This is a genomic window from Fulvivirga maritima (genome assembly GCF_021389955.1).
Classification (GTDB): domain Bacteria; phylum Bacteroidota; class Bacteroidia; order Cytophagales; family Cyclobacteriaceae; genus Fulvivirga; species Fulvivirga maritima.
The window spans coordinates 5791255-5816675 of record NZ_CP089980.1 but is presented as its reverse complement, the minus strand read 5'-3'; the positions used below and the strand labels follow the sequence as shown (position 1 = coordinate 5816675).

General features: G+C 36.8%; 22 protein-coding genes. 16 read left to right on the top strand and 6 right to left on the bottom strand.

Annotation, left to right across the window (positions count from 1 at the left end):
* Positions 1–48 precede the first annotated feature (48 nt).
* Positions 49–762, top strand: coding sequence for an SDR family oxidoreductase (locus LVD15_RS24440; protein ID WP_233777812.1), 714 nt, complete (start codon positions 49–51; stop codon positions 760–762).
* A gap of 758 nt (positions 763–1520) precedes the next feature.
* Positions 1521–2699: a hypothetical protein gene (locus LVD15_RS24435; protein ID WP_233777811.1), complete on the top strand. Its 1179-nt coding sequence runs from the start codon at positions 1521–1523 to the stop codon at positions 2697–2699.
* On the opposite strand, the gene LVD15_RS24430 is transcribed toward LVD15_RS24435, so the two are convergent.
* Complete coding sequence (locus LVD15_RS24430; protein ID WP_233777810.1) at positions 2696–3424, bottom strand: DUF8692 domain-containing protein; 729 nt, start codon at positions 3422–3424, stop codon at positions 2696–2698. The genes LVD15_RS24435 and LVD15_RS24430 overlap by 4 nt on opposite strands.
* Before the next feature lie 195 nt (positions 3425–3619).
* Here LVD15_RS24430 and LVD15_RS24425 point away from each other — a divergent pair, with 195 nt between their 5' ends.
* The gene (locus LVD15_RS24425; RefSeq protein ID WP_233777809.1) at positions 3620–4390 is read left to right on the top strand and encodes an FkbM family methyltransferase; all 771 of its coding nucleotides are present in this window, start codon (positions 3620–3622) and stop codon (positions 4388–4390) included.
* A gap of 89 nt (positions 4391–4479) precedes the next feature.
* Entirely contained in the window at positions 4480–5880 is a 1401-nt protein-coding gene (locus tag LVD15_RS24420) for an NAD-dependent succinate-semialdehyde dehydrogenase (protein ID WP_233777808.1), read from the top strand.
* Between the two features lie 56 nt (positions 5881–5936).
* On the opposite strand, the gene LVD15_RS24415 is transcribed toward LVD15_RS24420, so the two are convergent.
* Positions 5937–6515 (bottom strand): Crp/Fnr family transcriptional regulator, encoded by a 579-nt coding sequence (locus LVD15_RS24415; protein WP_233777807.1) that lies wholly within the window; start codon positions 6513–6515, stop codon positions 5937–5939.
* Between the two features lie 86 nt (positions 6516–6601).
* Between LVD15_RS24415 and LVD15_RS24410 the strand changes: the two genes are divergently transcribed.
* The 3 genes from LVD15_RS24410 to LVD15_RS24400 all read left to right on the top strand — a co-directional run bounded on the left by LVD15_RS24410 (position 6602) and on the right by LVD15_RS24400 (position 8800).
* Positions 6602–7189 (top strand): HD domain-containing protein, encoded by a 588-nt coding sequence (locus LVD15_RS24410; protein WP_233777806.1) that lies wholly within the window; start codon positions 6602–6604, stop codon positions 7187–7189.
* 419 nt (positions 7190–7608) lie between these two features.
* On the top strand, positions 7609–8046 hold the full coding sequence (locus tag LVD15_RS24405; protein ID WP_233777805.1) for a hypothetical protein: 438 nt from the start codon (positions 7609–7611) through the stop codon (positions 8044–8046).
* A gap of 49 nt (positions 8047–8095) precedes the next feature.
* Positions 8096–8800 (top strand): BT1926 family outer membrane beta-barrel protein, encoded by a 705-nt coding sequence (locus LVD15_RS24400; protein WP_233777803.1) that lies wholly within the window; start codon positions 8096–8098, stop codon positions 8798–8800.
* 5 nt (positions 8801–8805) lie between these two features.
* Here LVD15_RS24400 and LVD15_RS24395 read toward each other — a convergent pair whose 3' ends face one another.
* The 4 genes from LVD15_RS24395 to LVD15_RS24380 all read right to left on the bottom strand — a co-directional run bounded on the left by LVD15_RS24395 (position 8806) and on the right by LVD15_RS24380 (position 12365).
* Entirely contained in the window at positions 8806–10395 is a 1590-nt protein-coding gene (locus tag LVD15_RS24395; protein ID WP_233777802.1) for a tetratricopeptide repeat protein, read from the bottom strand.
* Positions 10396–10478: 83 nt separating this feature from the next.
* A complete protein-coding gene (locus LVD15_RS24390) occupies positions 10479–11099 on the bottom strand; it encodes a low molecular weight phosphatase family protein (RefSeq protein WP_233777801.1) in 621 nt (206 codons plus the stop codon).
* A gap of 9 nt (positions 11100–11108) precedes the next feature.
* Positions 11109–11996 carry an arsenite methyltransferase gene (locus LVD15_RS24385; protein WP_233777800.1) on the bottom strand — a complete coding sequence of 296 codons (888 nt, stop codon included), beginning with the start codon at positions 11994–11996 and terminating at the stop codon, positions 11109–11111.
* 45 nt (positions 11997–12041) lie between these two features.
* Positions 12042–12365, bottom strand: coding sequence for an ArsR/SmtB family transcription factor (locus tag LVD15_RS24380; protein ID WP_233777799.1), 324 nt, complete (start codon positions 12363–12365; stop codon positions 12042–12044).
* A 235-nt stretch (positions 12366–12600) separates the two neighbouring features.
* Here LVD15_RS24380 and LVD15_RS24375 point away from each other — a divergent pair, with 235 nt between their 5' ends.
* From LVD15_RS24375 to LVD15_RS24335, 9 genes are all read left to right on the top strand, one after another.
* Positions 12601–13716, top strand: coding sequence for an L-dopachrome tautomerase-related protein (locus LVD15_RS24375; protein ID WP_233777798.1), 1116 nt, complete (start codon positions 12601–12603; stop codon positions 13714–13716).
* A gap of 399 nt (positions 13717–14115) precedes the next feature.
* Positions 14116–14661: an RNA polymerase sigma factor gene (locus LVD15_RS24370; protein ID WP_233777797.1), complete on the top strand. Its 546-nt coding sequence runs from the start codon at positions 14116–14118 to the stop codon at positions 14659–14661.
* 121 nt (positions 14662–14782) lie between these two features.
* Positions 14783–15907: a FecR family protein gene (locus tag LVD15_RS24365; protein WP_233777796.1), complete on the top strand. Its 1125-nt coding sequence runs from the start codon at positions 14783–14785 to the stop codon at positions 15905–15907.
* Positions 15908–15984: 77 nt separating this feature from the next.
* On the top strand, positions 15985–16677 hold the full coding sequence (locus LVD15_RS24360; protein WP_233777794.1) for a carboxypeptidase-like regulatory domain-containing protein: 693 nt from the start codon (positions 15985–15987) through the stop codon (positions 16675–16677).
* Positions 16658–19591, top strand: a complete 2934-nt coding sequence (locus LVD15_RS24355) for a SusC/RagA family TonB-linked outer membrane protein (protein ID WP_306416981.1) — start codon at positions 16658–16660, stop codon at positions 19589–19591. Before LVD15_RS24360 ends, LVD15_RS24355 begins: the two co-directional genes overlap by 20 nt.
* Positions 19592–19700: 109 nt before the next feature.
* Complete coding sequence (locus LVD15_RS24350) at positions 19701–21053, top strand: RagB/SusD family nutrient uptake outer membrane protein (protein WP_233777793.1); 1353 nt, start codon at positions 19701–19703, stop codon at positions 21051–21053.
* An 18-nt stretch (positions 21054–21071) separates the two neighbouring features.
* Complete coding sequence (locus LVD15_RS24345; RefSeq protein ID WP_233777792.1) at positions 21072–23582, top strand: zinc-dependent metalloprotease; 2511 nt, start codon at positions 21072–21074, stop codon at positions 23580–23582.
* Positions 23583–23875: 293 nt separating this feature from the next.
* Positions 23876–24361, top strand: coding sequence for a hypothetical protein (locus LVD15_RS24340; RefSeq protein ID WP_233777791.1), 486 nt, complete (start codon positions 23876–23878; stop codon positions 24359–24361).
* 207 nt (positions 24362–24568) lie between these two features.
* Positions 24569–25366: a hypothetical protein gene (locus tag LVD15_RS24335; protein ID WP_233777790.1), complete on the top strand. Its 798-nt coding sequence runs from the start codon at positions 24569–24571 to the stop codon at positions 25364–25366.
* Positions 25367–25421: the final 55 nt, after the last annotated feature.

The following is a 25421-nucleotide window of genomic DNA, read 5'->3' as shown; positions in this document are numbered from 1 at the left end:
TTCGCATGCGTTATAATGATGCAAGTTTAAACTTTAATTAAATTTCAAATGACCGATTTAAAAGGAAAAGTAGCATTTATAACAGGAGGTAGTAAAGGAATAGGATATGGGGTAGCGGCCTCACTTTTGAAAGAAGGAGTGAAGGTAGCGATTACCAGTCGTTCTCAGCAGGCTGCAGATGAAGCAGCAGCACAACTAGGATCTGATGATGTGTTAGCACTTGAGGCAGATGTACGTAGTTTTGACTCACAGCAGCAAGCGGTTCAAAAAACAATAGAAAAGTGGGGTAAGATAGATGTGTTAGTGGCCAATGCTGGTTTGGGGCATTTTGCGTCTATAGAAGAGCTTACTGCAGACCAGTGGCAGCAAACTATTGATACTAACTTAACCGGTGTATTTTATAGTGTAAAAGCCTCATTAGAAGCATTAAAAGAGAGCAAAGGCTATATTATTACCATATCTAGTTTGGCAGGAACTAACTTTTTTGCTGGAGGGTCTGCTTATAATGCTAGTAAATTTGGTCTTACAGGCTTTAGTCAGGCCATTATGCTAGATTTAAGGAAATATGGTATAAAAGTTTCTACCATTATGCCGGGCTCTGTAGCTACACATTTTAATGATCACACACCGAGTGAAGAAGATAGCTGGAAAATTCAGATAGAAGATATTGGTGAGATGGTAAGCGATTTAGTGAAAATGAATCCTAGAACACTTCCTAGTAAAATAGAAGTGAGACCTACTACTCCTCCATCAGCTAAATAATATAAATTTAAGGGGCTGTCTCAGAAGTAACAAGTCAGATGTAGGCTCTCGAAATACTTATTATTTTAAATAGGAAGTCATTTCGAGACCTAACATTTGTTTCAACGCACCAAGAAGAATGACATATCATTGGATTAAAAGGGTGCATTAATCTATACTTTTCAAATAGCAGCCAACTTGGATTATCTAGTTTTTAGGTTCCATAGCTGAGGTTCCTTGCTTTTTTGCAATCGATCAAAAAAGTAACAAAAAACTCTTTCTTGCTGTGAGGTCTTCCGCTCACTGAAACATTTCATAGTCATGAACTGCCACTAAAGACTTAAGAAAAACCTGTTTTTCAATCCTATTTCACCTCACGACGGTACAGCAAGATAACGTACTTACAATAAAACTGGTCATTGCGAATGTAGCGAAGCGTAATGAAGCAATCTCGAAATAGCCTATGCAGACCAGAGCTGTCCGTCTTCCATAGTATCGAGACTACTTCGTCATATCTTCCTAGTAATCACCAGATAGGGAAGGTGACGATCTCTACCATCGAGTCACACTGAGCCGCGTCGAAGTGTAGACGATCGGTACGGATACATGATTTAAATAGATATCAACTGCTTTGAACTTTTCGTATAGGTACTAATTGACTATACTTTCACACAACTGTCATTGGTAGACCTTCAATGTTTTAATAACTACTTTTTAGACAGTCCTTTTTTATTTCTACTCTTCTCCATTTTAACAGAGAAATAGTATCTTCATGCGTTATGAAGATAGGCAGGCCAGTCTTATTAAGCGAACGGTTTCACATTTTGCTCCTTTCCCTGGGGTTTCTGCTAGTTTTTATCGCCCTTTTTAGTCAAAATGGAGTCAAGTATGTAAATGACTCTCATCGTTACATTGAATACGCAGAAAGCCTTAAAAGTGGCTTTTATATTGAAGCTCACAATATCTGGTATTTCGGTTATGTAATTTTCATTTATGTAATTAATCTTTTTACAGCTCATACCAACCATCTCCTCATAGTACTATTGCAATACCTGTTGTGCTATTTTGCATTGATAGCGCTATATAAAGCTGCTTGTTTATTATTTAATAATCCGGTAGCGGGGCTTTTTACAGGTGTTTTATTTTTGGCTCAAATAGAAGTAGTAAGCTGGAGTTCTTACTTGCTGTGTGAGTCATTATACGTTAGTCTGACATGTTTTTCTCTCTGGGCAGGTGTTATATGGTGGCGAGGTAAAAGAGGTTGGAAAATGCTGGTGCTCATGAGTTTTCTCTTCTTGTTTACCTTCATTACTAAACCTACCGGCTTGGCTTTGTTTGTAGGAATAAGCTTTGTATTGCTAAGAGAGATACTGTTACAGCTACAAAGCCGGTGGAAAAGAGCTGTTTTGCTTTCTGTTTTACTAGTACTTTTATTGCTTTTGGTCAATGTTATGTTGGCCACTTTTACGTTTACGAGAGATTACCAGTCTGGCGAGATCATTTTTGCTGTAACTACAGTTCCGTATCAGCCTTCATTTAAATACTTAGTATTAGATGTTCCGGAGCATTTAAATATACTACCGGAGCATTATCCTCCATTAGTGCGTTTAACTTATTTTATTGCTACTAATTTTACTTACTGGCTAAAAATAAGCGTGGTAAAAGCATTTTACTTTTTGTTTCATATTAGGCCTTATTGGTCTAGATGGCATAATTTATATAATCTTTTATTACTAATTCCAATCTACTTTTTAACCATAAAAACATTAATCAACAGGAAATGGCCTGTAGAATTAAGGCTTTTTTGCATCGTGTACATAGCTACTCACACCACAATAGTAAGCATGACGACAGTAGATTGGGATGGCCGATTTTTAATGCCCGTTTTGCCAGTTATATTTATCTTAGCCTCAGCTCAAATAGTAAAATACTTGCCGGTTGGCTTTAAAAAGGTTTAGTTATCAGTGAGAATGTGCTGATGTCTGTGTCTTTTATTAACCACTAGTTTAAGAGAGCTTTGCGAAAGGCCAACAGGCATATAGGCTAGAAGGGTGTATATGAAATAAGACATCCCCACCATTTCAAAGGTTTCTTCTACCGTGCAAAGAAGGCCATATATCAAATCTTTACCACCGTTGTGAGATACGTAACTGCTGCCTATCATTTCCATAACCAACGCTCCGAAAATGAAAATAGCTGCTGAAATGATAAATCTCTTGGTATATGTTTTAGGAAGAGAGAAAAGAAATTTTATGTAATAGATGCCTATCATTAGGAAGATAATTCCATATGGTATAACCCACGCATAATAAAAAATGCCATCAAGATTAAAGAAATAGCGCATAGGCCCAATAAGGATTTCATGTATTGAAACAGCTTCATCGATAGCTAAAAAGGCAAAGATGAGGCTTAAGCCTAGCCATTGTTTATAAAAGTTGCCTGTTCTTTTGGATCTGGCAATGTACATCAGCAGGATGGAAACACTTAGTAATAATAAAGAAGAAAAGTAACTAGGTATATTTTGTTCTGTGTCAAAATCAATTAATCTAATTACATGTTCCTCCAAATCAGGATATTCTGTAGTGTATTTTATGATGTTACCTGCAATACTTAATATCAACAGCACTATTACGCAAGTTATGAGGGTGCGTAATACTTTATCAGGACGTAGCGTTACTTTCATACATTATCAATTAAAGTTTAACCAACATTAAGACTATATATAAATTTAATAATCTATTAACAAATTGTTAACATGAGCTAATGTATTTAGTTAGAAAAAAATTAAAAATAGGGCATATAATTAAAATAAATATTACTTTAATTATGTATTAACTGTGTCTTTAATTATGTCTTTAATTAAAAATTTTCTTCTCTCATGGACAAAACATATTACCTCCGCAGAATTCAGTCTGAATTTCCTTTTTTACAAGATTTGAAATTTAAGACCCGCCTTTTCCTTAACAGAGTAATGAATAAGGTACACGATCACGATTTTGAAGCCATAAGGTTGTTCTTTAATGAACCAGGAAAAACATTTGTAGATATAGGAGCAAATAGGGGTGAAGCGGTAAATTCTATATTTACCTGTAGTCCTTCTGCTAAAATAGTGGCTTTCGAGCCTAATAAGTTTATTTACGAGAAGTTGCTTTTAGGAGTGCCAAATGATAAAAAGCGGCATTTTATGGCCTATAATTATGGGCTTTCTAGTAAAAATGGAGACTTCACCTTGTATGTTCCCTACTATAAAAATTTCATGTACGATGGCTTAGCCAGTTTGCACTTTGAAAATGCCAGTGATTGGTTGGAGACCAGAATGTGGCACTATAATCCCAAGCATTTGTCAGTGCGGGAATGTAAGGTGGAGCTGAAACAGTTAGACGATTTTAAACTCAATCCTTATTTTATAAAAATTGATGTTCAAGGCCATGAAATAGAGGTGCTAAGAGGAGCCAGAAAAACGCTAGAAACCAATAAGCCTGTCCTACTAGTGGAGTCACCAGATGATGCTGTGGTGCAGTTTATGACAGAGCTGGGCTATGATTATTTTATGTATTCGCATGGTAGGTTTTTTAAGCATAAAATGGGATCAGTCAACACCTTTTTTATACCTGGAGGTGTAGCTGAAAAACTTCCTTTGGCCAGTTAGGTATAACTCATCGATTGGCATTCTTCTTAACTTTTTCGGGTTGTGTCTGTTCTTAATGATAGCTATGTATAATTAAATTTTAGAAAATTATGGCAGAACTAACTATAGAGCAGGAGGTATTGAAGACGATCAACCCTGCCACAGGAAAAGAGTTAAATAACTATCCGAAAATGTCTGACAGAGAGGCTGAAGAAGCCGTGAAAAGATGTCATGAGGCATTTTTATTATGGAAATTAAAACCCGCCGAAGAAAGGGCAAAAATAATAGCAGCAATTGGCGAAGAGCTTACTAAGCGCAAGCAGGAGTTAGCCGAGCTAATGACTCAGGAGATGGGTAAGCTTACAAAGCACGGAGAACAAGAAGTAGACCTATGTGCAGGTATTTGTAAGTGGACTTCAGAAAATGGCCCTGATCAGCTGAAAGACGAAGAAAGAGAACTGCCCAACGGAGGTAGAGGTGTAATTACTTACTCTCCGATCGGTGTCATTTATGGTATTCAGCCGTGGAATTTCCCTGCCTATCAGGTGGTGAGGTATGCTATTGCTAACCTTATGGCGGGTAACGGAGTATTGCTGAAGCATGCGGAATCTGTAACAGGATCAGCATTGTTGCTTTCAGAGATATTCGAAGCAGCAGGTTTGCCTGAGGATCTCTTTACCGTTTTGGTTATTGATCATGACCAGTCTAATAACATTATAAAGAATAAGCTGGTGCGCGGTGTTACGTTAACCGGAAGCCCTAAGGCTGGTAAAATTGTGGCTGAGCAGGCAGCAGCACAGCTTAAGAAAACAGTGATGGAGCTCGGTTCTAATGATGCTTACCTGGTGCTGGAAGATGCTGATCTGGAAAATGCAGTGAAAATGTGTGTTATGGGTAGAACTTATAACAATGGTGAAGTGTGTGTAGCTGCCAAGAGATTTATAGTAGTAGATAAGCTCTATGAAGATTTTAAAAAGGCCTTTGTAGAGAAGATGCAGTCATTAAAAGTAGGTGACCCTACTCAAGAGGATACTAAAATAGGTCCAATGGCAAGAAAAGATCTGAGAGATGAGTTACATGAGCAGGTACAGAAAAGTGTAGAAAATGGAGCTGATGTACTTTGTGGGGGTCAGATTCCTGATGATGATGGGTTTTATTATCCTGCCACTGTGTTAGATAATGTGCAGCCAGGTCAACCAGCTTATGATGATGAGCTTTTCGGCCCTGTAGCATCACTTATAAGAGCTAAAGATGATGAAGATGCTATGCGAATAGCTAATGACAGCAGATTTGGTTTAGGAGGAGGCATCTTCTCTAAAGATGTGAAAAAGGCCGTTGAATTAGCCAAGTATCATTTTGATACCGGAATGGTGTTTATTAATGGTTTTGGACTAGCACAACCTAATATGCCTTTTGGCGGAGTGAAAGACTCGGGCTACGGCCGTGAACATGGAGGCTTTGGAATAAAAGAATTTATTAATGCCAAGGCAATTAATATAATGCAAGAATAAAATGTTCGGTTGCATAGAGAGGGCGTCTTCTTTATGCAACCTTTTTTTGTGAAAATCTATCCTTTCTCATTTATAACCCCTTCTTTACCTGATAATTGAAGCAAAATTCTATTAAGACTTCGTAAAGTAATGCCCAGGTAATTCGCCATATCTTGCTTAGAGATGATATTAAATAGGTCAGGGGTTTCATTCATTATTTTTATCAAACTGTTTTCTGTAGCATGCGCACCCTGAAAAGCATGTCTTTGTGCTTTGTAGCTTATTTTTTGAGCTAAAGAGCCCATGATCAGTTGATTGAATTGAGGATCATTGTTAAGTAAATTGGCAAACTCCTTATGTGTAAGCTGATATATTTGAAGTTCTTGAAGCGCCTCTATAGAACAAAAGCTCACAGTATGTGTGAAGAACTCTATTTCTCCAAATATTTCCCCAGACCCGAAAAATTCCTGAATAAAGTCTTTTCCATTGGCTTCTGAGCGATAACACTTCACTAAGCCCGATTGAATAATAGATATGTGATTCACATTTTTATTCTGTGAAAGTATAATCTCTCCCTTACTAAATTCATTCGTAATAAATACTTCACTCAGGTTTTGAGATATGTATTTTAGAATATTTTTGTTTTCTCTAATCATTTTTAAGCCTTGGGACAAATGTCCTTTTTAGTAAAAATAAATTAATGTCTCTTTGTAGCACATTTAATCAATTGAAATTTATGAATATGGAAAGATTATTAAAGCAGATAGAATTTATAAAACAGATTGATCATCTAAAATATATTACCAGAAAGACCAGGTTATTTAATAGTGATCGTCATGAAAATGATGCTGAGCACAGCTGGCATCTGGCTATGATGGCCATGGTATTACTAGAGCATGCCAATGAAGAGGTGGATTTGTTGAAAGTAATAAAGATGGTACTCATTCATGATATTGTAGAGATAGATGCAGGTGATACCTTTTTGTATGACACCAATAAAGATCATGTGAATACTGATGAAGAGCTTGTAGCTGCTAATAGGATTTTTGGCTTATTGCCTTCAGATCAGGCGGAAGAGTTTATAGCTATTTGGAAGGAGTTTGAAGCAGCAGAAACTAAGGAAGCAAAGTTTGCCAAGACTTTAGATCGATTTGAGCCAGTTTTGCAAAACCTATCTAACCAAGGCGGTACCTGGGCAGAGTATGATGTAGAGCTATCAAGGATTTTTCAAAAGATCGGGGTTATAGAAAATGGCTCTGACTTTATTTGGGAATATACCAAAGAAGAAGTGCAGCAATGTGCTGAGAAAGGTATTATTCGTAATAAATGAAGGAATACAGGTTGGAAAAGGCAGTGGCTAAGAAAGTTTAACCAATAGCCTTTTTTTGATTTAAATATCAATCTTCTTATCAAACTCACTTAACTCCAGAGAGATGTCAATTGTTTCAGATGTCTTTGCTGGAGTTTTTTTTTTGTATTTACATTTTCTTCTCCATTCTAATTCCTAATTAAAATGCTTAAATAAGTCCATTTCACTTCCTTGAAGTGAAAGCATTTTTCTTTTTTTAATTGATTGATTATCAGTGTTTAGTATTGAAGTCTATATGTTTTTTTGAAGTTAAATGCCTTAATCTTCTTTAAGGCATGGTTGTTGATTGTGATGAGATATTACATTTAAGCTTATTTATATTATATTTCAATACTTATATGTTGTAAGCATTATTTTTAAAATCAAATAAAATTAAAAAAATGAAAAGGTATAAGGCTTTAATTCTGCTTCTATTGATAGTGCTGTTCTCTGCGTGTGGAGAAGATGATGACCTTCAAACTAATAATGAAACTGGACAGAAAGTAAAACATGTCAACCATTTGATTTACACAGTTTTTGGAGATAATCAGATAGGAAGACCGGGAGAATTTTTAGATAAGGGTATTCAGCTAGGCGTTAGGCGATATAATGGTAAACGTTCAATACGACCATACTCATTTTCTCTGGATGATACTACAGGGTATATTGAGTTGTGTCCGCCAGGGGTACTTATAGATAGTGTAAGCATCTATTGGAAACTAGGCGTGAGAGATGAAGTTCAATACCTAACTATAACTGATGAGCTAAGCTGTGATGAGAATGGGAATTGTAAGTCACAGCCAATTTTCAGAATTAAGGCTACAGCGGTAAAACCTTGATAAAAAAAACATTTATAACTTTTAGTAAACCTTAATAGATTAATTCAAAATGAAAAAAATAATACCGATTTTTTTAATGCTTCTATCAGTTAGTGTTTGGGCGCAAGATACCAGCACGGAAGAAGGAAGAGATACTATTCAATTCAGACCTGTTGCAGGAGAAAAAACGCTAGAACTTCAATTTGCTCCATTCGGAGATGATCCTATAAGTATAAATGGGATAAAAATGAGGTGGTTTAAATCTGAAAGGAAAGCTTTTAGATTAACAGCTAATCTAGCTTTTGTAACTAGTGAAGACATTATGCAGCAAGAGGATGACGACTTGGGGCTAAAGGAATTAGCCAGTAGAAATTCTTATTTAGACATTACCCTGAAACCAGGATTTGAAAAACACTTGAAAGGAACTAACAAATTATCTCCTTATTTTGGGGGAGAGGCAGATTTGATGTATAGAAGAACCAAGGAGAAGGGCGAGTTCCAAGAGGGACAATCAGTATACTACAATGAAGTGATAAATGAGGGAGGCTTTTTTCGAGTAGGGCTGAATGCTATTGCTGGTTTTGATTTTTATGTAGCAAAAAAATTGTACCTGGGAGCTGAGGTTGGTTATGGTGTTAGGTTCCGAAAAGATCTTTCTGTAAAGCTTAAAAGTAATTATGAAGATTTTGAAGAACCAGAGCCTGCTAATGATGGTTTTTCATTTGTTGCGGGTGCATTTACAGAGGCGCAAATCAGGTTAGGGTATACCTTTTAAAGGTATTAGTTGTCACCAATCTTCTTATCAAACTCACTTAACTCCAGAGAGATGTCTTTTAATACAAGAGATACGCTCTCTGTAGTTTTTTCAAGGTGTTCTATGATTTCCTCTTTCTGTTTTGGTGTAGTTCTTTCATCATTAAAAAGCTTCAACAGGCCTACCAGGGTGGTATAAGGAGCTCTGATGTTATGTGCCAGACTGTGCTGGTACTGAGATATTTGCTTAAGAGAGGCTTCTAATTCCTGTGTTCTTTGCTGAACGAGTAACTCCAGGTTGGTATTGAATTTTGTTATTTCTTTGTTCTTCTCTGCAAGCAGTTGGTTTTGGCAAGATATTTTATCTCTTTGACAGTCAGATTCCTTCTTTTGCTCAGCTATAATGTTATTCCTGTTTCTGATTCGTATGTAAGACCGGTAACTCACCGCAATAAGTACAATGAGAAGGACTAATAAGCTTATAAGTAAAAATTTTTGGATCTTGGCTGACTCCAATTCTTCCTTTTGTCTGAAAATTCGTAATTCCTGTAGCTCTTCTCGTGCAGCAAAAGCAGCGCTATCAGCTGCGGCTCGCTTTTCATACTGATATTTATAGCGTTGATGAAGTATAGTTTCCTTGTTTTCTGAGCTTTCCAGAGAATCTTTAGTGGTAGCATGGAGCTCTAGCATTGATAAGGCCTCTGAATGTCTTTTTTGTTTTTTATAACATTTATAAAGTATATCAGAAGCGTCAGCGATTTCTATTAAGGAGTTGGATTTTTTAGCTTCAGCAAGGGCTTTTTTTCCATAGGAAATGGCCTTAGTATAGTTTTTAAGCTTATAGTAAGCGTTAGCAAAGTCGTTTAAGCCATGTATAATGCCTAAATGGTCATCGAGCTGAGTAACTATTTTAAATCCTTTTTTATAGTACTCTAAAGCTTTGTCGGTTTGGTTCTGTGCTAGATAGATCTGCCCTAAATTACTAAAAGAATAAGCCCTTTCTCTGGGTAGGTTTAGCTCATCAGTAAGTTGAAGCGTCTGATTAAAATAGTAAAAAGCAAGATCGTTATTGTTAATATTGCTGTACATAGCGGCCAGGTTATGATACGTGGCTACCAGTACTTTTTTAAGCTCATAATTGTTTTGTAAATCAGGTAGACTGTTAAGGAGCTCAATCGCGGATTTGTAATGGTTAGCGGCACTTTCAAAATCATGCTGGGCATCATTAATCATGCCCAGGTTGTTAAGTGTGGAAGCTATGCCTTTTACATCATTAATGTCTTCTTTTATTTTCAGGCTTTTATAGAATACTAGAGAGGCTTTAGCGTAATCTCCCATCATATAATAGGCGCTACCCAGAGTGTTTAGCGCTTTGGCCATTTCTTGCCTGTTGCCTTTGTCTTTTGCTAGCTGTAAATGAATTTGGGCGTAGTGGCATGAACTATCCGGTAAAGTAAAAAGATAGCCACTCCATGCCAGTTTATTTAAATTGGAAAATCTAGTGCTATCAGGAAGTTCTGTAGATAAAGTTTGCTTAAGACTATCTACGTTTACATTCTGTCCGTAAAGAAAAGTGATGCCAAATAGCATCGTAAAAAATACCAGATATTGCTTCATGTTCTTTAACGCTCTCAATTACCAGGCAGAAGATAAATATTTGGTAAAACTCCGCCTGTTCTATCTGGTGTAGGTCGATCATCTTACTGCTTAATTTGTGAAAATACGAAAAAAATCTCAGATGCAATTTTTATACTGGTTTCTATATATTTTTTTTCTTCTTCCGGGGTGTCATCATAGGCTTTAGGGTCAGTATATTTAAGCGGTATTCTCTGGTCTGCGTCAGGAATAAAAGGGCAATTATCCTCTGCATGCGAGCAGGTTAAAATGGCTGCGAAATTACTTTTTCCTTCTTCGGGAGTATCATATAGCTTAGAGTAGGCTCTAATTGGCTTTTTCTCATTAGCAAAACTGACCTGATATATAGGGTTATCTCCCGCACTTGAAGTGATGTTGAAGCCTGCATTGCTCATGGCTGAAACGGCTCTTGGGTTAAATGCCGTTACTTCAATACCACCCGAAAAACAGGTGATGGGAAGGTTGTAATAAAAAGCTGCAGTTTGTGCCCAAATTTGAGAGAATTGGCTTCTTCTGGAGTTATGTGTACATATGAAATTGAGCTGTACATCTTTCTTAGCATTCATCTTATTTTGAATGTAATTGATGAGCTCATGGAGCACTTCTAATCTTGGAGCAGCTATGGGCAGGCGCAAGGCGCTGTCCACAGTTGCTCTTAGATCAGGATATATTAAATCTTTATTCATCTTTATTAATTAACAGCAGCCAGAACCCGGAGTGCAGCTATTTTGCTGTAGTTCGGCCAGGCTTACTTTTATTTTGTTGATTTTTTTATTCCCTGGTTTCTGTGCAAATACAGTAATACTGTATATGCCTGTACCGCCATGGTTAAATTCTGCTATTTCTGCTTCATTTAAATATTTGGCTAAAATATCAGTAGGAATAGAAATGGCTTTTTCTTTTTGTATAGTGATGTTTGTGAAACCGGCATCTTCAATATGTTTCAAATACATTTCTTTCTGAATGGCTCCGGAAACACAGCCAGCATACATTTCAGCATCGTTTTGAAGGGCAGGAGGGAGTTCACCTACAAGCACTATGTCAGAAATGCTGAAGTGGCCACCAGGTTTTAAAGCTCTGAATATTTCTTTAATGACTTTTGTTTTGTTAGGAACCAGGTTAAGTACGCAGTTGCTCACTATTACATCAGCTATGTCATCATTAACCGGCATGTCATCAATGTCGCCTTCTCTAAATTCAACATTGTTATAGCCCAGCTTGTCGGCATTAATTCTGGCTTTTTTAATCATAGCAGGTGTAAAGTCTATACCTATTACTTTACCTTCTGCTCCGGTTTCATGTCTGGCTACAAAGCAGTCGTTTCCTGCTCCTGAGCCGAGATCAATCACAGTGTCTCCTTTTTGAATCTGGGCAAATTGGGTAGGTAGCCCGCAGCCAAGTCCCAGGTCAGCATCGGCAATATAACCATCAGTTTCTGAGTAATCATCATTCATAATGTTATATACTTCTTTAGATGATGGAGTAGCTCCACAGCAAGAAGCGGCGTTTACAGCAATGTTTTGCTCTGCTATCTGAGAGTACTTTTCTCTCACTTCGCTTTTGAGTTGTTCTTCAGTTTTCATAATAAAATGTTATTGCAATATTACGATTAGTGTTTTCAAATTTTTTTAACAGCACGAACCCTTAAATTGATCGAATAAGGTGTTGAATTGTGCTTGTATCTGCTTCCAGCGATCAGGATTAATGCAATAGTTCATTCTGGAGCCCTCTATGGTACCTTGAATAATGCCTATGTCTTTTAATTCCCTCAAATGCTGGCTAATGGTTGCTTGTGCTAAGCCCAGTTCTTGTACCAGATCGCTATTGATACAGGCATTAGCTTTTATTAAATGCTCAATAATAGCTACCCTGGCTGGGTGAGAAAAGGCTTTGGCTACAGCGGCCATCTCGTTTTGTACTTCTGAAAATAAATCTGCTTTTGTAATCCCCATACCGTAATTGTATATCGCAATATTACGATAAAAGTTTCATGATATCAAAATAAATATTCTTCTACGTTAAATTTAGGTTCAAATTTCATGATTTTACTGCCTCATAAAAGTATTTGTTTGGAATACAGATAGATGAACTTGTTATGGAATAATTAATTGCCTCTGAATTTTGCGTGCGCTTTGAAAACCGTAATCTTGTGTTTGTTAAACCATTTTACCAACTCAAAGAAAGCATATGGATAATAAGAAATCAACCTATTTAAATTACGGTTTGGGGCTGGCATTAGGCTTGGCCACTTTTTTTGGTGGCTGCTCTCCTGAAAAGAAAGAAGCCTCTGAAGAGCAGGCCGAGGATGTAATTAGCCAAGATAGCGTTAAGCAGGAAGAATCATTTGTACAAGTGGCAGAATTTAAAGGTCAGCAAGTTACAGGTGTTACGGTTACTGACCACGGTAGAATATTTGTAAACTTCCCCAGATGGAGAAAAAATGTTAAATATGCCGTGAGAGAGGTGTCTGATGATGGCAGTTCTGCACCATATCCTAATGAAGAATGGAACCAGTGGGAAATAGGAGGAGAGCAATCAGATTCAGTTTTTATAGCGGTACAGTCTGTAGTGGCTAAAGGCGATAAACTGTATGTATTAGACACCCGAAATGTACAGTTTAATGGGGTTTTAAGTACTCCCAGAATTTTTGTGTTTGATTTAAGCACCAATCAGTTAGCCGATATATTTCTGCTTTCTGAGGAGGCATATCATTCTGATTCATATACCAATGATTTAAGAATTGATGAGAAAAATCAAATGATTTATATGACTGACTCAGGTCACGCAGGCCTTATTCTTTATAATATGGCTACTGGTGAAAGTAAGCGAGTGCTAGATAATCATGAGTCTACATCTGCAGAGGTAGATCATCTCACTATAGATGGCAAACAGTGGGAAAGAGCGGTAAGCTCTGATGGTATTGCTTTAGATGAAGCCAAAGGATTGTTGTATTATCATGCGCTTTCAGGTTACAGTTTATATCAAGTGCCTACTGATGTACTGATAAATGGTTCTGAAGAGGAAGTAGAAGCAGCGGTAGTGGAAGTGATGGATACTTCTGCGCCAGATGGCATGATTCTGGGAACTGATGGAAATCTTTATCTGGCTGATTTGGAGCATCATAAAATCAACTACGTAACACCCGAAAAAGAAATGAAAACGCTGTATGAAGGAGATAACGTAAGATGGGCTGACACTTTTAGTATTTATGATGGATACCTTTTTTATACTAATAGTAAGTTGAACGAAGTGAACGGAGAAGTTGATAAAATGACCTTCTCAGTGAATAAAGTGAAGCTATAGAAATTCTATAATCAATATAAGGGGCTGTTTCTAAGTAACCTTTAGTCAGATTGAAGCCTCTCGAAATCTTCTTTATAGGGAAACATTTCGAGAGCTTCAATGAGACATTTACCAATCTATTAACTCCTTTTGAGGTAGCCCTTTTCACTTAAATATAATGTAAGTATTTCCCGTATTTTGCATAAAATACTGACTGAAATGGCAGTCCGTTATATTATTTTTTATGCGATACTTTTAATGTTATTATCTCTAAATAGTGGTTAGTTAATTTTAATTAGTGGAAAAATTAAATTATAAACACTTGATTAAGGGTGTTTTATGAAGGTTTTCATGAGATAGCGTTCATGTGTTATTAAATTATTTCATTAATTTTAACAGTTGATATTGGCTGTAAATTAATTGAAGGAGAATCTATTTTTAGCGGAGATAGCAGCGGGAGATGAGAGTGCTTTCCATAGCTTTTTTAACTTCTTTTATGAAGAGCTGGTATCGTATGCCTACAAACATCTCTATGACCAGGCGGAAAGTGAAGATCTGGTGCAAGAAGCCTTTATTTATATCTGGGAAAATGCCTCTAACTTACAAGTGCATACTAATATGCGTAGTTATATGTATAGTATGGTTAGGAACAGATGCATCAACCGCCTTAAGAAGCTTTCTGTTGTAGATTATGATCATGCCATAGATCTTAATACCATTTTTGAAGATTCATCAGTATTTCCGGTTTTTGAGGAAAATGAAGAAGACGTTCACAGTTTGATTACGGCTGTGATTAACAGTTTTCCTGAAAAAATGCGTGAAATATTCCTTTTAAGAATTAAGCATAATTACAAATACCAGCAAATAGCTGAGCATAGCGGTGTTTCTGTGAATACAGTAAAAACACAACTTAAACGAGCCAAAGAAAAGATCAGTAAGATGGTTTTTTCTTCTTTCTTCTTCTGAGTTTCAGCACTTAAGGCAATTTATTTCTTTTCTTTTTTGAAAAAAATAAAATTTCTTGTCACCCATTTTTACTCTTTAGTTGTCATACCCACAAACGACTACTACACATTACATCTGATTGATGGATTTTAAACTAATAATTAGAAAAATAGAGGGGCGATTGTCAGCTGAGGAGCAAATAATATTTGATCAGTGGTATGATGAATCGGAGTCTCACCGGGAATATTTCCGAAAGGTGAGTTCTGGTTATAATAAGCCGACACTTCAAATCAATAAAGACAAAGCGTGGTTAAGGCTGAAGCGTGAAATTTCTACGCCTGTTAAGCCGAGATATAACTGGAGATACGGTGTAGCAGCCAGTCTGGTGCTTTTGGCATTAGCAAGCATTGCCTTTTTTATGAATAATAAAGATGATACCGAAAATCTGGTGGCGGAGCAAGTGATAGAGGCGGGCAGTGATAAGGCTATCCTTACCTTGGCTGATGGTACGGAAGTAGATTTACAAAGTGGTCAATCTTATAACGCACAAGGAGTAACTAGTAATGGCGAATTTATAAAATATGAAGGGCAACAGGAGAAACTAGAATACCACTATCTGACTATACCAAGAGGAGGAGAGTTTTATATGGAGCTATCAGACAGTACCAAAGTATGGCTAAATGCCGATACTCGTATAAAATATCCTACCAAGTTTATAGCTGGTCAGCCCAGGCAGGTAGAGCTGGTATATGGAGAAGCTTATTTTGATGTTTCGCCAAGTGCACATAACCATGGAGATCATTTTATAGTAGCTACAGGAGCTCAGAAAGTAGAGGTATTAGGAACTGAGTTTAATATTAGAGCTTACAAACAAGATAGAAATACTACTACTACTTTGGTAGAAGGAAGCGTGCAGCTGGAAGTAGCCGATCAGGAAATAAGCATGAAACCCAAAGATCAGGTGACTTTTAATTATGAAAGCAAAGGGTTGAGTAAGAAAGAGGTGGTGGTACATGATTATATATCATGGAAAGATGGCTTCTTCAGCTTTAACGAAAGTAATCTGGCAAGTATAGCAGAAAACCTCAACAGGTGGTATGATGTGCAAATAGTTTTTGCAGATGAAGAAGTAAAGAATATAAAATTTAATGGGGTGTTTAGCAGGGAGTTAGGTCTGAATAAGATTTTAAACTTACTCGGTAAAACCAGCAATATAAGTTATGAAATAGAAGACAATAAAATAGAAATAAAGCAAAAAGGGGAATAAGTTCAGATCTCTTACCATACAGAACTTTCCCCCTTTGATTAATTATCACATATAACTAATCTTAATTATTCAAATTTATGAAAATTAAATTTACCAGTACCCTTTTTGCCTTGGCAAAAAGAGTGGTGCCTCCTAAGGTGGGCTCCGTATTTTTATTAGTTTGCGTCTGTGTCTTTAGTTTGGCGATTAAAGTTTCAGCTCAGGATGCAAACATTTCAATACCCGAAACCAGGCAGTATTCTACTACCGAAGTGTTCGATCTAATCAAGAAACAGACTAATTATACTTTTGTTTACAGATCTGATCTTTTTAACGGTCAACCAGCTGTAAATATTTCAGAAGGTAATATTAAAACTGCAGATTTATTGAAGTTGAGCTTGGGAAATAATTTTTCCTACGAGTACTCTGCGGAGGATAATACAATAATAGTTAGCCCTAAAACTTCAGATGATAACATTAACTCGTCAGCTGCCGGTGAAAGTGTGGCGCATAGAGTTACTGGTGTAGTGAGCGATGAAACGGGCGAAACACTTGCAGGTGTATCAGTAATCATTCAAGGCCAGGCCAGAGGTACTATTACAGATACTGATGGTAGGTATGCATTAAATGTAAAGCCTGAGAATACCCTTATTTATTCTTTTCTAGGCTATAAGAGAAAGGAAATCTCAGTAGGAGCCAGTTCTCAGATAGATGTGGTACTAGAGGAAAGTCTTACTACCCTGAGTGAAGTGCAAATAGTTTCTACAGGGTATCAAAAAAATAGACCCTAATGAAGCAACAGGAGCTATTGAGTTAATAAATACATTAGATATCCAAGAGAGCCCTTCTATAGATATTATGGAGAGGTTGCAAGGTAAAGTGCCTGGCGTAAGGTTTGATGTGGCTAACAATGAAATCTCTATAAGAGGCCCAAATACTTTCTACGAAAATTCTTCTCCTCTAATCGTAATTGATGGATTTCCGGCAATTGATCAAACTTTAAGTGGAACACCGGGAACAGATTTTAACAATATTGGGGCGACTTCAAATAATTCAGTGCTAAGTACTTTTAATATCAATGACATTGAAAGTATTTCATTTTTAAAAGACGCATCTGCAGCTTCTATCTGGGGATCAAGAGCGGCTAATGGCGTAATTGTTATTACTACCAAAAAAGGAAAGAAAAACTCAGAACCGGTATTTAACTTTAGTGCCACTGCTACTTATGCAAAACCTTCAGATCTAGATGATCTTGATAGAATGAACAGTAGTGAATATATTGATTTTGAAACCGAGCTTTTTGATAACAGCTTTTTTCCTGATCCTTACTCAGCATGGAGGTATCAAAATGGCAGTCAGGCTACTAACTATATGTTTCAGGCCCAAAGAGGTGAAATAACTGAAGCGGAACTAGATGCTCGCTTAAATGAATTATCTCAAGTTAATAATAATGATCAGATAGAAGAGTATTTATTACAGCCAAGTATTACCCAGCAATATAACCTATCAATAAGTGGAGGTTCTGATAACAGTACATATTATGTGTCAGGAAATTATTCTTCTAACAGACCATCTTTTAAAAGTAACTGGTCTGAGCAATATGCTGTAACGGCTAATTACAATACTTCATTTTTTAATGATAAGGTATCGTTACAAACAGGTATAAACCATACGTATTCTACTGAAAAAGTTAACAGCGCAGCCATTTCTGCTATATCTCAAGGAGGTTATGGTTTGCGACCTTATGACTTATTGGTAGATGAAAATGGAAATGCCATAGATAGAGATATTCTTTTTACTTCTGATGTAATAGAAGATTTCGAATCTCAAGGGTACTTACCTTGGGGCTATAATTCAATTGACGAGCTTAGTAACTCTTCTTCGACCTTTAATAAAAACAGAACCAGAATTAATGCCATGCTAAGTGGTGATATCACATCTTGTGCTAAGTTATCTGTTTCTGGTATGTTACAAAGAAATGCGACAGAAGTAGTAGAATATGCTGATGTAGATAGTTATGAAATGAGAACCCTCATTAATGAAGGTACTACTATAAATGCTGCTACTGGTCAAATGGTATACGGTGTGCCTGTGGGAGGTAGGTATGAAGCAGGTAATACATTTAGCTCTGATTATACCATGAGAGCACAATTAGATATTGACAAAACCTGGAAAAATATTCACCAACTGACTGCCATAGCCGGTACTGAAATAAGACAGGCTAAAGGTCGTGGTTATAATATGATAAGGTATGGGTATGATAAAGAATCTTCTACCACTGTAGTAGTTAATCCCACTACACCTTATACTACTATCTATGGAGGAACTGCTACATTGTCTGATTTTGATCGATCTATATATAGAACCATAAACAGGTATTTGTCATATTATGGTAATGCCAGTTATAGCTATTTGCAGAAGTATTTTGTTTCTGGAAGTATTCGATTCGATGATACTAATATGATAGGGGTAGATAGAAGAGATAGGGCTATTCCTTTATGGTCTACAGGTTTACGCTGGAATGCTAAAGCGGAAGATTTCTTGATCAATGTTAATTGGCTAAGCCAGCTAAATGTAAGAGCATCTTATGGTACAGGAGGTTCAACTCCAGGTAATTACAACGGAGTTGCCAGAACGACATATACAGTAGGAGGAACAGATTATTACAGCGGACTTGCTTATGGATATATTGGATATCCTGGTAACCAAGAAATAGGTTGGGAAACTACCAAAACATTAAATGGAGGTTTTGAAATAGGTGCGTTTGATTCTCGAATTAGCTTGAGTTTCGATATTTATAAAAAGTGGTCTGATGGTATATTTGCCAATGTACCTTTTAATGGTACCTACGGATGGACAAACCTTGCTTATAATACAGCAAATATGGAAAGTAATGGATATGAGTTGGCAATTAACGCATACCCTGTCAAAACAAAAGATTTTTCATGGTTAACGAATTTTAATATTTCATATAATAATAATGAAGTTACTGATAACCGCTTTGAAGAGAATGTAAATTTAGATGAGAGTTTTATTTCAACAGGTCGTCCTGTGGATAATCTGATGGTTTATAATTGGGCTGGACTAGATGAAACCGGTCAGTCTTTAGTGTATGATGCAGAGGGAAATGTAGTGCCTTCAACTGATTACGATTTAACTGGTGATGATTTAGAATATGCAGGTCGTACTACGCCTACACATTTTGGAGGTTTTACTAACACTTTCAGGTATAAAAACTTAAGCCTTTTGGTGAGAATTACTTATGATATGGGGCATAAGGCACTGAAAAGAGATATAAATACCTCATACTATCCTACTTCAGGTTATTTTACAGGTTACTTAGGTACCAGTAAGAAATTAACAGAACGATGGAGAGAGGAAGGCGATGAAGCATTTACAGATGTGCCTGGTATATTGTCTAGTAATACGAACAGTATTAATAGATACAAACAAGCAGATATTAACGTAATTGATGCAGATAATATTCGTTTAGCTCAAATTTCACTTTCATACATACTCCCTTCTGCCGCGATAGCTAAGATTAAATATATCAGATCTGCTACTATTACTGCATCAGCTAATAACCTGGGGCCTATTTGGGTGAAAAATGATGAAGGTATTGATCCTCAATATATTTTCCAGGGATCATATTCACAATTAGCACCTGCGGCTAACTACTCATTAGGTTTAAATATTTCATTTTAAGGCTCTTAGCGAGAGATGAGTATTCATTTTAGTATCCTGAATTCTATCAAAGAGAAGTGTATAAAGTGAATATGAACTTTAAGAGCTGGTTAAAATAAAAAATATGCACATGAAAAGAATAATATATAGTCTGGCGTTTGTAGCCACACTTATCTTAAGTGGCTGTCGAGATTACGTAGAGGTAGAAGACCCTACTCAGAGGGAATTGAAATATACGGAAGATTACCAATATTTATTGAACTATACCACCAGATTGGAGACAGCTTGTCAAGCTCCGCTTGTTGCTTCTGACGATATTGAATTGGAAGGAGAGTCTATTCAAAATAGTGTTACGGAAGTAGTTGGGGCTATTTATAGATGGGCTGATAATATATACCCTGAAGGCCAACAAGATAATGATTGGCAAATGTTGTACCAGCAATTATATACTATCAACTCCGTAACGGATGGGGTAATGGCCAGTGAAGGTGGTACTAATGAAGAAAAGCAAGATTTATTGGCACAAGCTAAAGTACACAGAGCGTTTGCTTATTTCTCTCTTGTAAATATGTATGGTAAGCAGTATAATGTTAGTACAGCTGCTTCAGATTTAGGCGTGCCTATGTTAACCAAGCCAGATCTGTTTGCCTCATTAGAAAGAGCTTCTGTTCAGGAAGTATACGACCAAATTATAAAAGACCTGGAAGAGGCATTAGTAGTGTTACCTGATTTTCAGGAGAACTCATTTTTGCCAGGTAGAGCAGGAGCATTAGCACTCAAGGCTCGGGTATATTTACAAATGGGTGACTATGATAGTGCCTTAGCATATGCTAATGAAGCTTTAGCGTTGCAAAATACGCTAAATAACCTGGCGGAATATGAAGCGGCTCCTACTACTTACCCTGTTAAGTATAGTGACCCTGAAATCATGTTATCAAAATCATTTTATGCCTCTCTTAGTGCGGTTCCTGTTAACGATGAGCTTTTAGATTTATTTGAAGAAGGAGATCTGAGGTATGAGTTATTTACTGCACCTGCCAGTAACTTTTATTGGGAATTTGAAGGTCGCGGTTATTGGAAGCCTAGTCTTGTTTATCAGGGAATTTATGTAGGCCCATCAGTACCGGAAATGATGCTTATTAAAGCCGAATGTCTTGCTCGTAATGATAATGATCAGGAGGCTATTGATGCACTAAATGAGCTAAGAGTAGCTCGTTTTGCTCCAGAAGATTATGAGCCTTTTACAATAGAAGGTAGTGTAATCAGAAAGGTGTTAGATGAAAGAAGAAGAGAGCTTTTCTGTACTGGCATCAGGTGGTTTGACCTTAAGCGCTTGAATCAGGAGCCTCAGTTTGCTACTACCATTGAGCGTGAATTTTTAGGTGAAAATTATGTGCTTGAGCCTAATAGCAATGAATATGTATTTCAGATTGCGCCAATTTATAGAAGGCAAAACCCTGAAATAGAAAGCAACCCCAGATAAATCTTTTAAACGAACTACATGTTAAAATCGAAATACACTTTTGTATTATTAGTGATGTTAGGGCTTGGCTTATCAGCGCAGGCTCAGGATAAGAAGAAGGAGAAAGAGGGCAAAGAAGAAACTGCTAAGAAAGATTCTGTTAACTCTGCAAAACCTGTAAAGATTAAGAAGTTTGAAGATGTAATAAAGCCGGAGATGCAACTCAGCCCCGGCTTTATAAACACTTATTCTGATAAAGAAAATTTTAAATACTTCTTTCATTTATCTGACAGTATATTTGGTCGTGATATCTTGGTGGTAAACCGAATAGCTGAGGCCTCTGCAGATATGAGAAATGGCTCTTTTGGCCTGGTAGGAGATGAAATAGGAGAATCTGTTTATAGGTTCGAAAAAGGACCTAAGGATAATATATTCATGAGAAGAATATCTTTCAGTGAGTATAATTCTGATTCTACTAATGCCATGTACCAAAGTGTAATGAAGAATAATGTTCAGGCCATAGCCAAAGCATTTCCTATTGCTGCTTATGGTAAAGACTCTTCTTCATTTGTGCTAGATGTAACTGAGTTTTTTAATAGCGATAATAATGTGCTGTACTTTGAAAATCAGAAGCTGAAAGACCGTGCTGGTATGGGAGCTCAGCAAAATGACCGAAGTTATATAAAATATGTGAGGTCATATAGCAGTAATCTGGAAATAAGAGCGCTTAAGACCTACTCAGCAGGTATGAATCCTACCTCTACGGAGTATACCGTAGAGCTAAACTCTTCATTTGTACTATTGCCTGAGGAGCCTATGCGTCCGCGTTTGGTAGATGAGCGAGTAGGATATTTTGCGGTAGGTTATAGAGATTTTGGCGTAGACCCGCAAGGGGTTGAAATCAGGAAAATGATTAAAAGGTGGAGGCTGGAGCCCAAAGCCGGAGATGAGGAAAAGTATCTTCGTGGTGAACTGGTAGAGCCTAAGAAACCAATTGTATTTTATATTGATCCTGCTACTCCTAAAAAGTGGGTGCCATACCTTATGCAAGGGGTTAATGATTGGCAAAAGGCCTTTGAATCTGTAGGCTTTAAAAATGCAATCTACGCCAGAGAAGCTCCTACATTTGAAGAGGACAGTGCCTGGAGTCTTGATAATGCCAAGTATTCTGCCATTATCTACAGACCCTCAGAAATTGCCAACGCCATGGGACCGAGTATTTCTGACCCCAGAAGCGGAGAGATTATAGAGAGCCATATTTTCTGGTATCATAATGTTACTAAGGTGCTGCATGACTGGTACATGGTGCAGTGTGGCGCTATTGATCCTGAAGCCAGAAAATTGGAGTTTGATGACGAGCTTATGGGCGAATTGATACGTTTTGTGTCATCGCACGAAGTGGGACACACGTTAGGTTTGCTGCATAATTTTGGTGCCAGCTCCAGAACACCGGTAGAAAAGCTCAGAGATAAGGAATGGGTAGAAGAGCACGGACATACCACATCTATCATGGATTATGCTCGATTTAACTATGTAGCACAGCCCGAAGACAACATAGGAACTGCTGGTATTTTTCCTCGTATTAATGACTATGATAAATGGGCACTATACTGGGGGTATAAGTGGAGACCTGAATTTAAAAATGAGCAGGAAGAGCAAAAGGCCTTAGTGAAAATGGTAACGGATACCTTGGCTCAAAATGACAGACTGTGGTTTGGTAATGAAATGGAGCCTATGGATCCAAGAAGTCAGAATGAAGACCTTGGTGATGATGCCATGCTGGCCAGTGAGTATGGAATGAAAAACCTTAAGAGAATTACGCCACAAATTCTTGAATGGAATACTGTGGATTATAAAGGTTTTGAAGCGGCTACAGAGGTATACAGTGCTGTATTTGCTCAGTATTACAGGTATGTAGGCCACGTGCTTAAAAATGTGGGCGGAGTATATCATGATGTACGTATAGGCATGAATGAAGGCCCTGAGTATACTCATGTGAAGTATGACAAGCAGAAAAGAGCAGTAGCTTTCCTTAATGAAAATGTGTTTGAAACGCCTATTTGGCTCAATGAGGAAGATATTTATAATAAACTCCCTAATTCTTTTGGTATCGAGATTAGTACTATGCAGCAGGGAGTTATCGAGTCACTCATCAAGAGGTTTAGAATTACTACATTAATGAATGCCTCAATTGAATCAGAAGATAAAGCCTACAGTTTTACAGAACTACTCAATGATTTGAATAAAGGCATTTTCAGAGAACTCTATAATAAAGAAAGTGTAGATTTCTATAGAAGAAACTTGCAAAAAATGTATGTAGAAAGGCTCATTCAGCAAGTTACTACAGAAGAAAATTCAAGTCTTATTATGGGAATGTACTCATACCATCACTACATGTCTGATATGAAAGGCATTATAGTAGATGAACTTAAAAAGGAACTGAAATTAATTGATAAAACTAAGAAGAGCGCTAAGATAGATGACCTAACCAGGATTCACTTAGAAGCACTTGCTTCCAGTATAAGGAAGAAATTAGATCTTGATGATTAATTGCTGTTAGTTAGTTAGAAGAAAAGGTCGGCCTGAATTCAAGGTCGGCCTTTTGTCTTTTAGGGGCATTGGGTTTCTTCTATTCAATGGTTTCTGGGCTGTGTACTTTGGGGAGGAGGGATAATGCTTTTGGGTTTACTATTGGGGGGCTTTGATAGTTTAAATTCTTTTAAGGTTTTAGAATAACACCTCAAGTAATTTACTATGAGGTTTGTGGTAAAATGGGTAGTATTGAAGTCTGACCTACAAAGCATATATTATCACTTATACGGAGTTTAGCTGGCATTTTGACTATGAAAATTTCTGCTATTAATGAAATATCTTCAAACCTTGGGGTTGAGATTATAAAACGGAGACTTAAAGATTCATATGAAACTAAGGATACTTTAAAATTCGCAGAGTTTGATGCGAAATATGAAAATTGGCCCAGTTGGATGAGAGAACAACTTCGCTCGAGAAAGATCAATAACCCTAACATTCACTATCTGGGTAGATATTATCAAGGAAATTTTGAGTTGACTAGTCCAAGGTTTACATATTGGAGGAATGTCTCAGTCTATGTCAGATACAGTAAATCGAACTCTTTACTAGTGATTGAGCTTGAGCATTTCAAACTCATGATGATACCTATAATCATCATATGGGTAGGAAGTTTATTGATTACAATTGTTGATATACGATCAGGGTTAGGTGTTTTAATCGTATCATCAATATTCCTTGGAGTTAAAATTCTAAAAGCCAGGAACACTTTAAATTACTTTAAAAAGTATGTCAGATGAGGGGAAATCAATGATAAATCAGTAAGGAGTGGATATTTTACTTCGGCCGCCTTTGAGCATAGCGGTAACTTGTCTGTTTGAGGTTTTCCTGTATAGAACCAGATAAAATGATTAAATTGGCCGCCATAAAATGATAAGGAGAGTGTTTTTGAACCTCTTAATCTATTGATCTTAGCAAATAATATGCAGCATATTTATTTACTTCTAATGTTATTTATATTGCTTAATGTTTCCTGTACTAATAATGGGGTAGAGACGAATAATGAAGCTAAAGATGGCCAACTTGATAGTAGCTCTATCCAAAAAGATGATACTTTAAATTTCAACTTGACAGACTCTATAGCTTCACTATATTCAGGGATTTGGATTAATGACACTTATTTGAAGAAAGTTGAGGACTCTAGCTCAGTTTACAAAAACAGAGAATTTAACGGTATTTTATTCGGGTTTGGATTAGATAAACAAGAGGTTATACAGGGAGAGGCCGTTATTTATGGTTTCACGCAACATGAAGGAGGTCTTGAAGTGCCAATAAAATGGTATGATAATCTACATTGCTTTACTTCAAATGGACAAATAGAAGAATATAGTGCCATACAGACGCCAATGGACGTAGTAGTGATTCAGTCAAATATTATTGAATTTCAATTTGAAAGTAGCCATCTTGAAACATACAGAAAGGTTGAAGATGATAATACTGTATTAAGGGAAATTTTGTTCGAAGGGTCTTACATAGATAGTTTAGGGAATGAGTACCATTTAGCAAGTAACGGTAACGCTATTGGGTTTGAATACTTAAACCATTATTCAGTGCTTTACGACTTCGGTGAAGGATTATATTTTGATGCCATTTTTATGACTGTTAATTCAGACAGTGATCATGAAAAAATATATCATTACCAAATAGCAAATGATACTCTTCGCCTGTTTGAGGTTACAGGAGAATTTCCAGAATATGAAATCGGAAATTTGTCATACGAATTGATAAAACAAAAAAACGGTTGAGATAGCATTTGAACACTTGTTGAGGTACCAGAAGATTGAAAGGATAATCCTTTTC

Coding starts and splice junctions, on each gene's coding strand:
- LVD15_RS24410 (WP_233777806.1), top strand. CDS start 6,602: ATGGAAAGATTATTAAAGCAGATAGAATTTATAAAACAGATTGATCAT.
- LVD15_RS24430 (WP_233777810.1), bottom strand. CDS start 3,424: ATGAAAGTAACGCTACGTCCTGATAAAGTATTACGCACCCTCATAACT.
- LVD15_RS24400 (WP_233777803.1), top strand. CDS start 8,096: ATGAAAAAAATAATACCGATTTTTTTAATGCTTCTATCAGTTAGTGTT.
- LVD15_RS24335 (WP_233777790.1), top strand. CDS start 24,569: ATGTTATTTATATTGCTTAATGTTTCCTGTACTAATAATGGGGTAGAG.
- LVD15_RS24440 (WP_233777812.1), top strand. CDS start 49: ATGACCGATTTAAAAGGAAAAGTAGCATTTATAACAGGAGGTAGTAAA.
- LVD15_RS24380 (WP_233777799.1), bottom strand. CDS start 12,365: ATGGGGATTACAAAAGCAGATTTATTTTCAGAAGTACAAAACGAGATG.
- LVD15_RS24385 (WP_233777800.1), bottom strand. CDS start 11,996: ATGAAAACTGAAGAACAACTCAAAAGCGAAGTGAGAGAAAAGTACTCT.
- LVD15_RS24405 (WP_233777805.1), top strand. CDS start 7,609: ATGAAAAGGTATAAGGCTTTAATTCTGCTTCTATTGATAGTGCTGTTC.
- LVD15_RS24390 (WP_233777801.1), bottom strand. CDS start 11,099: ATGAATAAAGATTTAATATATCCTGATCTAAGAGCAACTGTGGACAGC.
- LVD15_RS24415 (WP_233777807.1), bottom strand. CDS start 6,515: ATGATTAGAGAAAACAAAAATATTCTAAAATACATATCTCAAAACCTG.
- LVD15_RS24395 (WP_233777802.1), bottom strand. CDS start 10,395: ATGAAGCAATATCTGGTATTTTTTACGATGCTATTTGGCATCACTTTT.
- LVD15_RS24375 (WP_233777798.1), top strand. CDS start 12,601: ATGGATAATAAGAAATCAACCTATTTAAATTACGGTTTGGGGCTGGCA.
- LVD15_RS24345 (WP_233777792.1), top strand. CDS start 21,072: ATGTTAAAATCGAAATACACTTTTGTATTATTAGTGATGTTAGGGCTT.
- LVD15_RS24340 (WP_233777791.1), top strand. CDS start 23,876: ATGAAAATTTCTGCTATTAATGAAATATCTTCAAACCTTGGGGTTGAG.
- LVD15_RS24435 (WP_233777811.1), top strand. CDS start 1,521: ATGAAGATAGGCAGGCCAGTCTTATTAAGCGAACGGTTTCACATTTTG.
- LVD15_RS24425 (WP_233777809.1), top strand. CDS start 3,620: ATGGACAAAACATATTACCTCCGCAGAATTCAGTCTGAATTTCCTTTT.
- LVD15_RS24350 (WP_233777793.1), top strand. CDS start 19,701: ATGAAAAGAATAATATATAGTCTGGCGTTTGTAGCCACACTTATCTTA.
- LVD15_RS24360 (WP_233777794.1), top strand. CDS start 15,985: ATGAAAATTAAATTTACCAGTACCCTTTTTGCCTTGGCAAAAAGAGTG.
- LVD15_RS24365 (WP_233777796.1), top strand. CDS start 14,783: ATGGATTTTAAACTAATAATTAGAAAAATAGAGGGGCGATTGTCAGCT.
- LVD15_RS24420 (WP_233777808.1), top strand. CDS start 4,480: ATGGCAGAACTAACTATAGAGCAGGAGGTATTGAAGACGATCAACCCT.